The sequence below is a fragment of the uncultured Methanobrevibacter sp. genome (assembly GCF_900314695.1).
Taxonomy (GTDB): domain Archaea; phylum Methanobacteriota; class Methanobacteria; order Methanobacteriales; family Methanobacteriaceae; genus Methanocatella.
On the sequence record NZ_OMWD01000002.1, the window covers coordinates 12,467 to 26,246 of the forward strand.

General features: G+C 31.1%; 17 protein-coding genes. 12 read left to right on the forward strand and 5 right to left on the reverse strand.

Annotated features, from left to right (window positions below; translation table 11 throughout):
- The first annotated feature begins 3 nt into the window (after nucleotides 1–3).
- The 3 genes from mcrD to mcrA are packed head-to-tail and all read left to right on the forward strand — an operon-like array spanning nucleotide 4 to nucleotide 2,965.
- Nucleotides 4–498: a methyl-coenzyme M reductase operon protein D gene (gene mcrD, locus QZN45_RS00530; protein WP_296810445.1), complete on the forward strand. Its 495-nt coding sequence runs from the start codon at nucleotides 4–6 to the stop codon at nucleotides 496–498.
- 15 nt (nucleotides 499–513) lie between these two features.
- Nucleotides 514–1,308, forward strand: a complete 795-nt coding sequence (gene mcrG, locus QZN45_RS00535; RefSeq protein ID WP_292606352.1) for a coenzyme-B sulfoethylthiotransferase subunit gamma — start codon at nucleotides 514–516, stop codon at nucleotides 1,306–1,308.
- Nucleotides 1,309–1,315: 7 nt separating this feature from the next.
- Nucleotides 1,316–2,965 (forward strand): coenzyme-B sulfoethylthiotransferase subunit alpha, encoded by a 1,650-nt coding sequence (gene mcrA / locus QZN45_RS00540; RefSeq protein ID WP_292606382.1) that lies wholly within the window; start codon nucleotides 1,316–1,318, stop codon nucleotides 2,963–2,965.
- Nucleotides 2,966–3,518: 553 nt separating this feature from the next.
- Here the strand turns inward: mcrA and QZN45_RS00545 are convergent.
- The gene (locus QZN45_RS00545; RefSeq protein WP_296810448.1) at nucleotides 3,519–4,151 is read right to left on the reverse strand and encodes a PhzF family phenazine biosynthesis protein; all 633 of its coding nucleotides are present in this window, start codon (nucleotides 4,149–4,151) and stop codon (nucleotides 3,519–3,521) included.
- Nucleotides 4,152–4,585: 434 nt separating this feature from the next.
- On the opposite strand from QZN45_RS00545, the gene QZN45_RS00550 reads away from it, so the two are divergent.
- Nucleotides 4,586–4,732 carry a hypothetical protein gene (locus QZN45_RS00550; protein ID WP_296810451.1) on the forward strand — a complete coding sequence of 49 codons (147 nt, stop codon included), beginning with the start codon at nucleotides 4,586–4,588 and terminating at the stop codon, nucleotides 4,730–4,732.
- A 384-nt stretch (nucleotides 4,733–5,116) separates the two neighbouring features.
- Here QZN45_RS00550 and QZN45_RS00555 read toward each other — a convergent pair whose 3' ends face one another.
- Entirely contained in the window at nucleotides 5,117–6,844 is a 1,728-nt protein-coding gene (locus QZN45_RS00555; RefSeq protein ID WP_296810453.1) for an MATE family efflux transporter, read from the reverse strand.
- Between the two features lie 508 nt (nucleotides 6,845–7,352).
- On the opposite strand from QZN45_RS00555, the gene QZN45_RS00560 reads away from it, so the two are divergent.
- The 3 genes from QZN45_RS00560 (at nucleotide 7,353) to QZN45_RS00570 (ending at nucleotide 8,751) form a co-directional block, all read left to right on the forward strand.
- The gene (locus QZN45_RS00560; protein WP_292753032.1) at nucleotides 7,353–7,649 is read left to right on the forward strand and encodes a nucleotidyltransferase family protein; all 297 of its coding nucleotides are present in this window, start codon (nucleotides 7,353–7,355) and stop codon (nucleotides 7,647–7,649) included.
- Nucleotides 7,633–7,974 carry a DUF86 domain-containing protein gene (locus tag QZN45_RS00565; RefSeq protein ID WP_292753035.1) on the forward strand — a complete coding sequence of 114 codons (342 nt, stop codon included), beginning with the start codon at nucleotides 7,633–7,635 and terminating at the stop codon, nucleotides 7,972–7,974. The genes QZN45_RS00560 and QZN45_RS00565 overlap by 17 nt, the downstream gene beginning before the upstream one ends.
- A gap of 153 nt (nucleotides 7,975–8,127) precedes the next feature.
- Nucleotides 8,128–8,751, forward strand: coding sequence for an NAD(P)H-dependent oxidoreductase (locus QZN45_RS00570; RefSeq protein ID WP_296810463.1), 624 nt, complete (start codon nucleotides 8,128–8,130; stop codon nucleotides 8,749–8,751).
- A 35-nt stretch (nucleotides 8,752–8,786) separates the two neighbouring features.
- Here QZN45_RS00570 and QZN45_RS00575 read toward each other — a convergent pair whose 3' ends face one another.
- Nucleotides 8,787–9,119 carry a multidrug efflux SMR transporter gene (locus QZN45_RS00575; RefSeq protein WP_342764020.1) on the reverse strand — a complete coding sequence of 111 codons (333 nt, stop codon included), beginning with the start codon at nucleotides 9,117–9,119 and terminating at the stop codon, nucleotides 8,787–8,789.
- A 225-nt stretch (nucleotides 9,120–9,344) separates the two neighbouring features.
- Between QZN45_RS00575 and QZN45_RS00580 the strand changes: the two genes are divergently transcribed.
- The 4 genes from QZN45_RS00580 to QZN45_RS00595 all read left to right on the forward strand — a co-directional run bounded on the left by QZN45_RS00580 (nucleotide 9,345) and on the right by QZN45_RS00595 (nucleotide 12,679).
- On the forward strand, nucleotides 9,345–9,542 hold the full coding sequence (locus QZN45_RS00580; protein ID WP_296810468.1) for a hypothetical protein: 198 nt from the start codon (nucleotides 9,345–9,347) through the stop codon (nucleotides 9,540–9,542).
- On the forward strand, nucleotides 9,532–10,104 hold the full coding sequence (locus QZN45_RS00585) for a zeta toxin family protein (RefSeq protein WP_296810471.1): 573 nt from the start codon (nucleotides 9,532–9,534) through the stop codon (nucleotides 10,102–10,104). The genes QZN45_RS00580 and QZN45_RS00585 overlap by 11 nt, the downstream gene beginning before the upstream one ends.
- Nucleotides 10,105–10,409: 305 nt before the next feature.
- Complete coding sequence (locus QZN45_RS00590) at nucleotides 10,410–11,681, forward strand: STAS domain-containing protein (protein ID WP_296810474.1); 1,272 nt, start codon at nucleotides 10,410–10,412, stop codon at nucleotides 11,679–11,681.
- 104 nt (nucleotides 11,682–11,785) lie between these two features.
- Nucleotides 11,786–12,679 (forward strand): phosphatase PAP2 family protein, encoded by an 894-nt coding sequence (locus QZN45_RS00595; protein WP_296810476.1) that lies wholly within the window; start codon nucleotides 11,786–11,788, stop codon nucleotides 12,677–12,679.
- Nucleotides 12,680–12,759: 80 nt separating this feature from the next.
- Here QZN45_RS00595 and QZN45_RS00600 read toward each other — a convergent pair whose 3' ends face one another.
- Complete coding sequence (locus tag QZN45_RS00600) at nucleotides 12,760–13,005, reverse strand: hypothetical protein (RefSeq protein WP_296810479.1); 246 nt, start codon at nucleotides 13,003–13,005, stop codon at nucleotides 12,760–12,762.
- Between the two features lie 3 nt (nucleotides 13,006–13,008).
- Nucleotides 13,009–13,281, reverse strand: a complete 273-nt coding sequence (locus QZN45_RS00605) for a hypothetical protein (RefSeq protein ID WP_296810482.1) — start codon at nucleotides 13,279–13,281, stop codon at nucleotides 13,009–13,011.
- Between the two features lie 44 nt (nucleotides 13,282–13,325).
- Here QZN45_RS00605 and QZN45_RS00610 point away from each other — a divergent pair, with 44 nt between their 5' ends.
- The gene (locus QZN45_RS00610; protein ID WP_296810485.1) at nucleotides 13,326–13,754 is read left to right on the forward strand and encodes a DUF4405 domain-containing protein; all 429 of its coding nucleotides are present in this window, start codon (nucleotides 13,326–13,328) and stop codon (nucleotides 13,752–13,754) included.
- Nucleotides 13,755–13,780: the final 26 nt, after the last annotated feature.

The following is a 13,780-nucleotide window of genomic DNA, read 5'->3' on the forward strand; positions in this document are numbered from 1 at the left end:
TTCATGGATGAATCAAAACAAGTAAATGTAATTGATATTAAGATTATTCCAAACAGATTTTTAAAGCCAGACACCTGTGAAAAAATTCTAAATGAGATTTATGAATTGGAAGGAAACATGAGAGTATTGATACATGGCCCTTCTCTTCCCAAAAAAGTATTTTATGGTCCTGGCAAAGGCCATGAAGTAAATCATACAGACAGAAAAACAATTCAAGTTAAAGGAAATGATGTGGATTTAAGAGTCATGGTTGGAGATATTATCATCACGGCAGATATTTCCAAATTCAATGAGTTCATGGATAAATTGCAGGTTATTTTAGACGAAAACATGCCATGTGATGTTACAGTTTTGGTTGGAAGATTCACTCGAACTAAAAGCACAATTTCCGATTATTTAAAATATGGTGAAAGTTTTGAAAATCATATTGATAAACGTTACATTGGTTTAGTTGATTCTAGTGCACGAAGTTCTGAAACGGTAAAAGTTATAAAATAATTTTATGGTGAATTTATGACATATGAAGCACAATTTGGCCCTGGTGAAACAAAAATTGCTGAAAACAGAAGAAAGCATATGGATCCAGAGCATAAATTTAAAAAGATAAGGGAAGTCTCTGATGAGGGTATCGTAAAGATATTGGGTCATAGAAATCCTGGTGAAAGTTATAAAACAGTTCATCCACCATTGGCTGAAATGGAAGATGATGGGGATATTATTAAAAGTATTGTAGAACCTACTCCTGGTGCCGCAGAAGGTATTAGGGTCAGGTATATTCAATTTGCTGATTCAATGTACAATGCTCCGGCACAGCCTTATGATAGGGCAAGAACTTACATGTGGAGATACAGAGGGGTAGATACAGGTACATTGTCTGGAAGACAAGTAATAGAAATAAGAGAACAAGATTTAGAAAAAATTTCAAAAGAATTGATAGAAACAGATATTTTTGACCCTGCCCGATCAGGTATGAGGGGAGCGACAGTACATGGGCACTCATTAAGATTGGATGAAAATGGGTTAATGTTTGATGGACTTCAAAGATATGTCTTCAATGAAGATGATGGTCATGTTTACTATGCTAAAGATCAGGTCGGCCGTCCATTGGATGAGTTGGTAGATGTCGGTGTACCTTTGGATGAAGAATATCTAAAAGAAATCACAACCATTTACAGGGAAGATAATATTGGTATGAGACAAGATAAAGAAGCACTTGAGGTAGTTGAAAATATTCATGAAGCACGTACCAAAGGTGGATATGGTTTAGGAGTATTTTCTAAAGACTTAAAAAAGAAATTAGGTGAATGAGATGGCTTTGGAAGATAAAAAATTTTTAGAAGCTTTAAACAATAAGTTTAAAGGAGAAGACCAGGAAAGTGATCACACCAGTTTCTACTGCTTTGGTGGATGGAGGCAATCCGAAAGAAAAAGGGAATTCAATGATACTGCTGAAAAGCTGGCTAAAGAAAGAAACATGCCTTTCTATAATCCTGACATTGGAGTGCCGTTAGGTCAAAGGCAATTGATGGCATATAAAATCTCTGGTACTGAAGATTATGTTGAAGGGGATGATTTACACTTCTGTAACAATTCAGCTATCCAACAATTGGTGGATGACATTAAAAGAACCATTATTGTGGGAATGGACACAGCACATTCAGTATTGCAGGAAAGATTGGGTGTTGAAGTAACTCCAGAAACAATCAATGAGTATATGGAAAACATTAACCATGCGCTTCCTGGAGGAGCAGTAGTTCAAGAGCATATGGTGGAAGTGCATCCGGGTCTTGTAGATGATTGTTATGCTAAAATCTTCACAGGTAATGATGATTTGGCTGATGAATTGGATAAAAGGGTGTTGATTGATATCAACAAGGAGTTTCCAGAAGACCAGGCTGAAATGCTTAAAAAATATGTTGGAAATAAAACATATCAAGTAAGTAAAGTTCCTACACTTGTCGTAAGGGCATGTGATGGTGGTACAGTTTCAAGATGGTCTGCTATGCAAATCGGTATGAGTTTCATTAATGCATATAAATTATGTGCTGGGGAAGCAGCTATTGCGGACTTTTCATATGCTGCAAAACATGCTGACGTTATTGGTATGGCAGCATTCTTACCTGCAAGACGTGCAAGAGGCCCTAATGAACCTGGTGGTGTAGCATTTGGTACATTGGCAGATATTGTTCAAACTTCAAGAATTTCCGATGACCCCGCTGAGATAACATTGGAAGTAATTGCTGCGGGAGCTGCATTATACGACCAGGTATGGCTAGGTTCATATATGTCTGGAGGAGTAGGATTTACCCAATATGCTAGTGCAACATACACTGATGATATTTTGGATGACTTTATCTATTATGGTATGGACTATGTAGAAGACAACTATGGAATGTGCCAAGCGGAGTTAAGTATGGATACAGTACGTGACATTTCTACTGAAGTAACACTTTATGGATTGGAACAATATGAATTGCCTACTCTTTTGGAAACACACTTTGGTGGTTCTCAAAGAGCTTCTGTGGTATCTGCAGCAGCAGGCTGTTCCGCAGCTTTCGCTACAGGAAATTCAAATGCTGGTGTTAATGGTTGGTATCTAAGTATGATTTTGCATAAGGAAGCTCATTCCAGACTTGGATTTTATGGTTATGACTTGCAGGATCAGGCTGGTGCGGCCAATTCTTTATCAGTTAGAAGTGATGAAGGTTTAATTCACGAATTAAGAGGACCTAATTATCCAAACTATGCGATGAACGTAGGTCACCAACCAGAATATGCAGGAATTGCCCAAGCGCCTCATGCTGCAAGAGGGGATGCATTCTGTACAAATCCTCTAATTAAAATTGCTTTCGCAGATAATAATAATACATTCGATTTCAAACATGTGAGAAAAGAAATCGCTAGAGGAGCTTTAAGGGAATTCATGCCATCTGGTGAAAGAGATATTATTATCCCATCAAGATAATTTTATCTCTTTTTATTTTTTTATTATGTATTATTTTTATATTTTCTCATGTGGATGTTAAGGTTGAAAACATATTATTTTGGAAGCTATTACATTTAATGAGAAAAATCGATTAATTAAATTAAAATTAAAAAATTACTTTTAATCTCTTTATTCTCTTTTTCAATTATTGTAACAATATTAATTTGATTCAAAATCGGAAATAAATAAGTATATGATTTTGAGTTTAATATTATGATGTATGAGCAAAAAGTACATTATATTTTGTATAGTATACGGGCAAAATCCCTTTTAAATGATTTTTAGACTTTATATTATTTGTTAGAGTTAAATAATTGTTTTTTCTTATTTTTACATAATTTTATTTGAATATTTATGCTCCTGCTCAAATTGGCAATGCCATTGTTTGCTATTTGATATTCAATTTTGATTCGCTGAACAATGTCGCTTCACCTGCTATTAGAACTTTATCATTTTTGATTTTACAGTATAATTGTCCACTTCGTTTGGAAGCCTGATATGCATGTATATTATTTTTGTTTAATTTTTCACTCTAGTATGGCACAATATGGCAATGCCCAGAACCGCATACTGGATCTTCAGGAATATTTAATTTTGGTCCGAATGATCTTGAAACGCAATCATATTCCTTTCCTTTTGCAGTAATATGAAGTAATAGTCCTTCTAATTTTTCTATTTTATCTAAATTTGGTTTAAAATCAATTACACTTTGGGGACTATCCAATACACATAACAAATCTCTTGCTTTAAAAATCTCATTTGGTTTTACTCCCAATGCATTGATGATTTCGTCAGTTATGTTCACTGATTTCAAATCATATGCTGGAAATTCCATTTCATATAATGTATCTCTTCTTTTAACAGATAATTGGATATTATCAATTGTTTTAAAATAAATTTCATCTGTGTTTTCATAAAAGTTTAGTATTACAAAGGCTGTTGCTAGTGTTGCATGTCCACAGAGGTCTACCTCACCTCCTGGCGTAAACCATCTGATTTCATATTGATTGGAGTTTTTAACTGCAAATGCAGTTTCAGATAGGTTGTTTTCAATGGCTATATTTAACATCACCTCTTCATTTATCCATTCATCAAGAATGCAGACTGCCGCAGGATTTCCTTTAAATATCTGATTGGTAAAAACATCAACAACATACTGTTTCATTTTCTACACCCAAATATATTTTTTTTCATTCAATATCCTTAATGTTTGTGTAACAGTAAATAATTTTAAAATTTATATAATTTGGGGGTTAATATTATGTCTTGAGTGAAAAACATTGAAAAAAAGATTTTTAAAATTGAATAAGGATAAATTTGTTAAACAAATTTTGACACATCCTCATTCAATATGCATATCTATTGGTTGACATTGCGTCGCCAAAACATCCTAAGATGTTATATGATATTATGAACGTCAAACTATATAAAAGTTTCATTCATTACTAATTTCCAAATTAAGGCAATATTCTATTCTAAAAACAATTTTATATTCTAAAAACAATCTTTATTTTTAAAAATAAGAAATTATAAATAATTTTAAAACAAAATATTCAATTCTAAAACACTAATACAATAATGCATATTAATGGTGTTTTTATGAATTGGAAAGAGAATTCAATTAAAAACACTCCAATCAAATTTGGAGGAATAGACATTCTTGCTGTTGAAAATATGGTGCTTGCTATCTCTTATTTGTTCCTAGCAAGTTACTACTTATTGTTGGCCATTAACTTGTTAATGTAAAACAATCTATGATGTCGAATTGGAAGCATAGTTGGATTTCATCCGAAATTTTCTAATTTGATAAACTGACAATTTAGATGATAATTAGCTTTAATATGTGTTTTATAGCTTCCTTTTTTACACATAGTTCAAAAAAGCATTATTTTTCCACTTTAAAGGCACCAAAATATTATTGATAAGATTATATGGGTTGATATTAAACATATGATGTAAGAACTAACGTACATTATATTTTGTATAGTATACGGGCAAAATCCATTATACTCTATTTTTAAGGAATTATTTTAGATTTGCTGAAGATACGATACATTTAAAAAGATTTAATTCATGTTTATAATGATTTTATTTATTGTTTTTCAGTAAATGTTGTGACTTTGTGTCAAATCAGCGTTTTAGAATTATGAAAATAAACGCCATTAAAGCCCCGGCAATGATAAACCACTGAATGAATCTATTACCATAACTATGCATGAATGTGAAAAGTATGACGGCAGAGACAATAACTCCAGATAAAGAAATTATAGGTTTATCTAATTTTGTTATTAGAAAGATGCTGAGTGTAAATATAATTAAACCAATTATTCCACTTAGGACTATGAAATAATCATTAATCGAAATAAGTGAAAGTATAATCAATATTACACAAATTATCATGACTATTAATGCCATATTTAACAGTATTTTTCTTAAAGTCTTATTTTTTTTCGCTCCATCATCTTTGATTTTTGCATGCTCTTTTAAGGATTCGGTTTCATTATCAGAATTGAACGTTTTAACGACATCCTTATTTTTGTATTTTTCATCAAAATTCCTGAATAAATATCTTAAGAATGCATAAAATATAATCGCAGACAGCACCTCGGAAACAGTTACTCCAATAAGGACGCAGTGGCTGATGCCCTGCATATTCAATACATATATTACGCCGCATTGCACACAAAGTTTTATGAAAATGAAAAACAGTGAATACATACTTTTTCCAAAACCGTCCAACATTTTTGAAGAAACAATTGTAAATGGAAGTGAAATCATTATAACTGTCCCAAGAATTGCAATCCAAAGTATTTCTGTCTGCATTCCGGTAATGGAAAAAAGGCTAAATGCATAATCGCGCAAAATTATGAATGCAATCATCACTACAATTGTTGTTATAACACATATTTTAAGTGTGTATTTATACATTTCATATAATTCATCGAATTCATGTGCACCGAATAAATGCCCTGTAACACTCATTAATGCCCTACCATAACCCCTGACAGGTGAATTCAATAAGGTTTTAAGTTTATTTGATGCAGAATAAATTACCGGTCCGACAGGTCCCATTGTCGCTGTTAATATGCCATTAATAAATGATGATGTGAAAGTCCACAATCCCTCATCCAGGAAATTAGGAAAGGCGACCTTGCAAATTTCAATAAGTATATACGGGTGGAATTTAAAGTATTTTCTAGATAAAGGAATTTTTGTTCTTCCAAGCAGATACATTAACACGAAAACTATGAACGGAATTAATGAAGATAAAATAGTGGCATATGATGCTCCTTTAACTCCTAAATTCAAATTAAAAATAAAAATAGGATCCAATATTATATTTAAAATATTTGATGATATTATGAATATGGTTGGTATTCTTGAATTTCCTTCTGCCTGTAAAGTTTCAGAGAAAAAATTAACAAACATGAATATATATGCAAAAGTTAGAATTGGCATCAGATAATCCATAGCTAAAAGATATGAATCAGCAGGGTTTACACTATATAATATTTCCTGAGCAAATACACTGCAAAATAATATAAGAACCCATATTATATTGGTAATGATGATTCCATGAATCAATGTATTATATCCACTTTCATAATCGCCAAACCCAATATAACGGGATATCAGAGAATTAGTTCCCCGTCCAAGCGAATCGCCGAATGAAAATATAAGAGAAACAAAAGGAATTGAAATGCCCACTGCAAAGGAAGCATGAATGTTTATTTGTGTTATCCATGCCATATCAACAATACCATAAATGGAATCAAAAATACAAAAGGCTATTATTGGTATACTCAATTTCCAAAAAGATTTTTTAGGTTGTGAAACCAAATCAATTTTTTCATTCATCATTAAAAATTTTATTTTTCTTTAATATAAATATATCACATTATGTTTCTAATAATGTGGAGGATGTGATGTTTGTTGCAACATGTAGTTTAAAATTTATATAATATTCAGTCAAATATTATGGTATCGCAGATAAAGTAGTAAATATATTGTATAGTATACGGGCAACAAGATTTTTAAATGATTTATAATCTTTATAATATTTATTAAACTTTAATATTTCTTTCAGCACATGATAACTTAGTATGGGTTATTGAATAGTTTAATAAATTATTATTTCTTCTCATTTTCATAAAAACCGTTTTTTAAATAATTATTTTTTTATGGATGTTTTGGCTGTTTTTAGGAGGGTGCTTATATTCTGTATAGTATTTTTTGTATATTGTCCTATGAAAACATTTCATTAACATTAACTGTGTTTTTTCATAAAGTCTCACTTTGAAAATGTTTATTATTAATAAGAATTATATAGATAAAATAAGGATTCATTACATTATGGTGATTTTTCATGGTTTTTACTATTGATGATATTAGAAAAAGGGTTATTCCAATTGTTATTAAGTATGGTATTAATACTTTCAGTCTTTTTGGATCTTATGCTCGAAATGAAGCCAATGAAAATAGTGATCTGGATTTTGTAATGGATAAAGGTGATTTGAAAGGTCTGCAATATGTTTCTTTAGTCCAGGATTTGGAAGATGAATTTAATTGCCATGTTGATGTAGTCAGTAAAGGCAGTTCAAATAAAAAGTTTCTCGAAGCAATAAGCAAGGAGGAGGTTCTTTTGTATGAACGAGAAAGATAAAAGATGTGCTGAAACAATAATTGACTATTGTAACCGTATTGATGATTATTTAAATCGATTTGATGATGATAAAGAAATTTACATGTCTGACAGTTTATATAAAGATGCTTGTGCATTAGTTATCATTCAAATGGGCGAATTTGCCAATAGATTTTCAGATGAATTCCTCGAGGAATATGATGGAATTGAATGGGGCCAATTAATTGGTTTGAGAAATGTCACAGCTCACAATTATGAAAACATAATTGATGACATCATTTGGGAAGTTATGCATGAAGATGTCCCAGAAATTAAAGAATATTTGGAAAAGATTCTTTATAATTAAAATTATCATTTAATTTTAAGAGTAAAAAAAGCAATAACTATTTTATATGGTATAAATGCAATATTAAGCAGATAATCAGCTTTTAACAAAACATATATTATTGAAATCTATAATGGATTTAATTCAAAACTTAAATTTTTAATAAATAATCAAATGGATAATATGTTAAACAGAACTCCTAAAGTGCATATAGTATATTGTCATCCTAGTGAAAAATCAATCACAAATACTATTAAACAGGGATATATTGATGGATTGGAAGAAATAAATATCCCATACACCATCACAGATTTATATGGATCTAATTTTAATTCAGATATTACTGAAGAGGAATATTTAAGAGAAAATAATAATATTCCATTTCCTTTAGCTGAAGATGTGATTATTGAACAGGAAAAAATTAATAATGCTGATATCTTGACATTCATATTCCCGTTATTTTGGATGGATGCGCCTTCAAAATTGGTTGGTTATTTTGCAAGAGTATTTACAAAGGGATTTAAATATGATTATGATGACTGCAAATCAGTATCAATGAATACAATGATTCATACAAACTTCCTGATTAGTGCCGGTAGTAATTACGATGATTTGGAAAAAGACGGCAAAGTAAATGCATTGGAAACAATATTTATAAAAGATAGGTTAGCCGGAAAAACTAAAGATGCCACCATGTATTTTTTTGAAAAAACAACATATCTAAAAGAAAAGGAATTGCATAACCGGAAAAATTATTTTAATTTAGCAAAAAATATTGCTAAAGAGACTATTAGTTAAACTAACTAAATCTTTTTCAAGTCTATCTTAAAAATTTAGTGAATAGTCATTTTTGAGAATAAATTTAACACTCCCACACCTAAGATGATGAGTAAAATTCCTAGAATGGCAGCCCAGTCTGGGGTCTGTTTGAATGCAATAATGCCTACAACTGTCACAAGTACTATTCCTAATCCTGACCAAATAGCATAAGTAATACCTATTGGGATGGTTTTTAAGCAAGTGCTGAGGCAATAAAATGAGAGAATGTATAATATGATTGATGCTATGGTTGGTAAAAATTTACTAAAATCCTCAGAGAATTTTAATAGGGTTGTGGCACTTGTTTCAAATAAGATTGCAAGTAAAAGATACATCACATTGTTCATTTAAGATAACTCCTATCATATTATTTGCGGTAAAGAATATATACTTTTTTTTAATAAATTAATCTAGAGCAAAAGTACATTATATTTTGTATAGTATTGTTGGTATATTGTTCTTTGATAAGATTCATTAACAATTTTGTGTTTTTTCATAAAGTTGCAATTTGAAAATGTTTATTATTAATGAAATTGATATCTTATAATACAATTAATAGGGAGGAATTATTTTTGACTGAGAGTAATGAATTGGATTCTACTTGCGGAATTTCAGATGAAGAGCTTACTGAAAGGTTTAAGGAATCTATTAGGATAGATCAGGAAATATGTAAAGTTAAAGGACTTCCTATTGCGGGTTATGATGATGAATTGGATAGTCCATACATTGAGTATCCTGACGGAAGGAGAGTATATCCAAATGAAAAATAGACTTCCGGAAGTTATTGTTTTTGCAGGTCCGAATGGTAGTGGAAAAACTACCATAACTCGTATGGCTAAAACTGTTGGAGTTTACATCAATGCTGATGATATAAAAAAATCTAATTCCTGCAGTGATTTGGAGGCTGCCTTGAAAGCCGAAGAACTTAGGGAGTTCATGATTGAGAAAAATAAAGATTTCACATTTGAAACAGTACTTTCCACAGATAGAAATCTTAAATTATTAAAAAAAGCTAAAGAAAAGGGATATTTTTTAAGATGTATTTATGTTCTCACATCAAATCCTGAAATTAATAAAATCCGTGTTGATATTAGAGAATCAATGGGTGGGCACTCTGTTCCTGAAGAAAAAATCAAATCAAGATATTACAAGGCACTGGATTTGATTCCAGAATTGGTTGAAATATGTGATATTGTCCATATCTATGATAATACCAATGTTCCATTTAGAATATTTAAGAAAAGAAAAGATGTTTATTTCCATTGGGAAAACAAGTATTGGAGTTTTTCAGACATTGAAAAACTTACTGGAATAAAAGATTATGAAAATTGATACCAAGTATACATTCATTACTATTTAATGTCTTTTCATGTAAGGTATAGTGTAGGGGCTAAAAGTACATTATATTTTCTAGAGTATACGGGCAAAATCTTTTAAATAATTTATTTTATTAAATAAGTTCTATTTTTTATAATAAAAAAATTATATTGATTTTTTTTCATCAAAAATAGATTACCTTTTTAATATACTAACTACTAAAATAAAATTATATTAAATAAAAATGGATAATATAGGTATTAAATTCATTTTTTGTTTTAAATCGATATTTGGCGGAATATGTGTATAATGGGGATATTATGAATAATCTGATTAATTTTGAAGGAATAGAAATTGACCAAGAATTATTGGAAAGAACAAATCCTATATTTAACACTGCCAGAATGACTCTTTTTCAATTGGCTGCTGCAGGTCATGATGATGCCAAGGATATAGCTCAAAAGTTGAATCTTACTCGGGAAGATACACAAGATAGTAAAACAGTTAAGGCCGATGAAGATGACCTTTTCATTAACAGTGTGGTTATGGAAGTAAGATATTTTACTAATGGAAAAATAGCTAAAGAATCAGGTTTTACTGAAGTTGACTTGCCATGTGGTTTCACACCTAGAGCCATTGAATTTGCAAAAAGTGGCAAGAAATTTGTTGGAATGGATCTTCCCGCAACCATTAATGAAGTTGAACCTGCTATTATGTCACTTCTAGATGAAGAACAGAAAAAACTTGTTAATTTCGAGGGTGTAGACGCAACTAATTATCAATCGCTTAAGTCTGCATTTGATAAGATTGAGGGGGAGGTATGTATAACAACAGAAGGACTCCTAATGTATCTTACAGATTCCGAGATGGATGTCCTGTGTGACAATATTAAAAAGATTCTTGCAGAGCATGGTGGATATTGGATTACTCTTGACCCTGAGATGTCTCTTCTCTACCTTTTGATAGTAAAATCATTCTATGGGGAGCGAACACGGGAGATTATGTGGCAGTCTAAGTATAGAATAGATGACAAATCTGATGCAAATGCTATAGAAAATACAATAACCATTAGCGTCCGAGGTGATGTTCAGGAAAATATGAAGAATGCAATGAATTATATTAAATCCAAGGGATTTAAGTTGGAGAGGCTTCCGTATGCTGACCATGTGCCCGAATTTAAAAGTTTAGAAAATGCAAATCCTAAGATTGTAGCTCAGATTAGGGAAGGTTTTAAGAGAGTATGTATCTGGAAGATTGCAGTTGATGAATCAGTTAATGTTGACATTTCTGATGTCGGGGCAGAGTCATTTAATGCGGATGCATCAATTGATGGTGACAGGCTTAATTTGGTTTTGTCAGGAAATCTTGATACATTGAGTGCACCTGAGCTTCTTGCTAATTATGAGAAGATTAAGAAAGATAATACTCTCAACAGTGTGTTTATTGACTGTTCTAAACTAGAATATGTGTCCTCTGCAGGGCTGCGTGTTCTTCTTATTATGCAAAATGACTGTGAGGATGGGGTTATAATGAAGTCATGTAATGAAACTGTTATTGGAGATTTATCAAATACTGATATAAAGATACTGTAAGAGCTAAAAGTACATTATATTTTGTATAGTATACTGGCAAAATCCTTTTTAATTATTTCTCCAATAAGTAATCTTTTTATTAAATGTAAAATATATTCAATAGTATGTTTGAAACAGTTTTTTATTTTCCGTGGGAAGTTTCTTTGATAATATTTCTACAAAGTACTCTTCCAGGTTTCGTATTAGGTTTCTTTGAAGTTATTGCAGAGGTGGTCTCTAAAAACGTCCTTGCATTGTTATTCATTTTAATCTATTTGACATATAACAAGGATTGGGGTAAATTTACATTGCTTTCGTTGGGCGTGGCTGGTGTGTGCTGCGATTTTGTCAAGGTGACAGTTGCACGTTTAAGGCCATATGCCGCTGTTGATACAATCAAGTGCATTCGTGCCGATGTGGCTGACCAGAATCCTCTTGACTTTAAAATCCAGGGATATTCGTTTCCAAGCGGACATACGATGATGGCAACCAACCTGTTTTTGGCAATTCCAATATACGTCAGGAATATCCAATATATATCTATTGGATTGGTTGGAGTTTTTATTGTTGCTCTTTCAAGGGTCGGATTAGGCGTTCACTTTCCGACTGATACTATTGCAGGATTCATCATTGCTTTGGCGATAATTTTAATATTGTCTCGTATTTATGACAAGATTGAAAATAGGACATATCTTTATTTGGCTATTTGCGCTCTGTCTTTGGTTGGTGTATTGTTCTGTCCTGAAATAAGTTATATTAAGTATGTGGCATTGGCTTTGGGAATTTCATTAGGTTTTCTTGTTGAGGAAAAATATGTAAACTTCGAAAATCCTAAAAGCAGAAGGGATGCAATAGTTAGGCTTGTTGGAGCAGTCATATTGTTTGTATTGCTTTTTGTCTTAATCCCGAAATTTGCAGGCAATACCGACCTGGTTAAATGTATTGTGCATTCTTTATGTACTTTCATAATGCTCGCCATATATCCTTTAGCTTTTAAAAAGATTGATAGGGATGGATGACTGAATCCATTTAATCATCTTTACTTTTTTTTTGAGAATATTTTTTCACATCAATTGATATTTGTTGTGATCGTGTCAGATTAGCGTTTTAGAATTATGGTAATAAACACTATAAAAATCTCAGCAAGGATAAACCAAAGAATGGATTCATTACCATAACTATGCATGAATGTGAAAAGTATGACTGCAGAGACAACAAATCCCAATAAGGAAATTATCGGTTGATTTAATCTTGTTATTAGATAGATGATGACTGTACAGATAGCTAAACAAATTATTCTGCCCATGAATATGGAATAATCATTAACAGAAATAGGTGAAAGCACAATCTAGATTACACCAATTATCAGGGCTATTAATGCTATATTTAAAAGTATTTTTTTCAGGGTCTTATTTTTTCCTGCTCCATCATCTTTGATTTTTGTATTATCTTTCAAAAATTTGGTTTCATTATCAGATTTAAACGTTTTAATGACCTCTTTATTTTCATATTTTTTATTAAAATTCTTGAATAAGTATCTTAAGAATACATAATTTACAATTGCAAATATTATCTCAGTAATAGTTATTCCAATCAGGACACAGCGATTATTATGCACCATAAAAAATATTTAGGTATGACTAAAAAATATAAATAATATGATAAATGAATATTGAATATGGGGATGATTTGTTGAAAAAAATTACTGTAGACATTTTAATGGGTATTGCAATCATATTGGAATTTGTCAGCCTTCCTATTTTAATTCATGAAATAATTGGAATTGGACTGGTATTCTTAATTATATTGCATATAAATTTCAATAAAAACTATTTTAAAGCAATACCTAAAGGAAAATACACTCTTAAAAGAACCATAGATCTTATCATAAACATTGGGTTGTTGATTTCTTTATCGATAACTATAATTTCCGGCATCTGTTCCAGCCAAAAATCATTGAGAAATTTGACAATTGGTAAATATAAAATTTCACATATTCATAAATCCTCTTCGATTATCAGCCTAATATTTTTAGGACTGCATTTGCTGACAACTCGTAAAAAATTATTTAGCGAAATTAAAAAATTACATTGACTTTCGTTTTGAATACTTCAAGCCAA

Bases quoted from the DNA above. Each gene is read 5' to 3' on its own strand.
- QZN45_RS00575 (WP_342764020.1), bottom strand. From the start codon at position 9,119: ATGAACAATGTGATGTATCTTTTACTTGCAATCTTATTTGAAACAAGT.
- QZN45_RS00605 (WP_296810482.1), bottom strand. From the start codon at position 13,281: ATGGTGCATAATAATCGCTGTGTCCTGATTGGAATAACTATTACTGAG.
- QZN45_RS00590 (WP_296810474.1), top strand. From the start codon at position 10,410: ATGAATAATCTGATTAATTTTGAAGGAATAGAAATTGACCAAGAATTA.
- QZN45_RS00555 (WP_296810453.1), bottom strand. From the start codon at position 6,844: ATGAATGAAAAAATTGATTTGGTTTCACAACCTAAAAAATCTTTTTGG.
- QZN45_RS00560 (WP_292753032.1), top strand. From the start codon at position 7,353: ATGGTTTTTACTATTGATGATATTAGAAAAAGGGTTATTCCAATTGTT.
- mcrG (WP_292606352.1), top strand. From the start codon at position 514: ATGACATATGAAGCACAATTTGGCCCTGGTGAAACAAAAATTGCTGAA.
- QZN45_RS00550 (WP_296810451.1), top strand. From the start codon at position 4,586: ATGAATTGGAAAGAGAATTCAATTAAAAACACTCCAATCAAATTTGGA.
- QZN45_RS00595 (WP_296810476.1), top strand. From the start codon at position 11,786: ATGTTTGAAACAGTTTTTTATTTTCCGTGGGAAGTTTCTTTGATAATA.
- QZN45_RS00565 (WP_292753035.1), top strand. From the start codon at position 7,633: ATGAACGAGAAAGATAAAAGATGTGCTGAAACAATAATTGACTATTGT.
- QZN45_RS00585 (WP_296810471.1), top strand. From the start codon at position 9,532: ATGAAAAATAGACTTCCGGAAGTTATTGTTTTTGCAGGTCCGAATGGT.
- QZN45_RS00610 (WP_296810485.1), top strand. From the start codon at position 13,326: ATGAATATTGAATATGGGGATGATTTGTTGAAAAAAATTACTGTAGAC.
- QZN45_RS00545 (WP_296810448.1), bottom strand. From the start codon at position 4,151: ATGAAACAGTATGTTGTTGATGTTTTTACCAATCAGATATTTAAAGGA.
- mcrD (WP_296810445.1), top strand. From the start codon at position 4: ATGGATGAATCAAAACAAGTAAATGTAATTGATATTAAGATTATTCCA.
- QZN45_RS00570 (WP_296810463.1), top strand. From the start codon at position 8,128: ATGGATAATATGTTAAACAGAACTCCTAAAGTGCATATAGTATATTGT.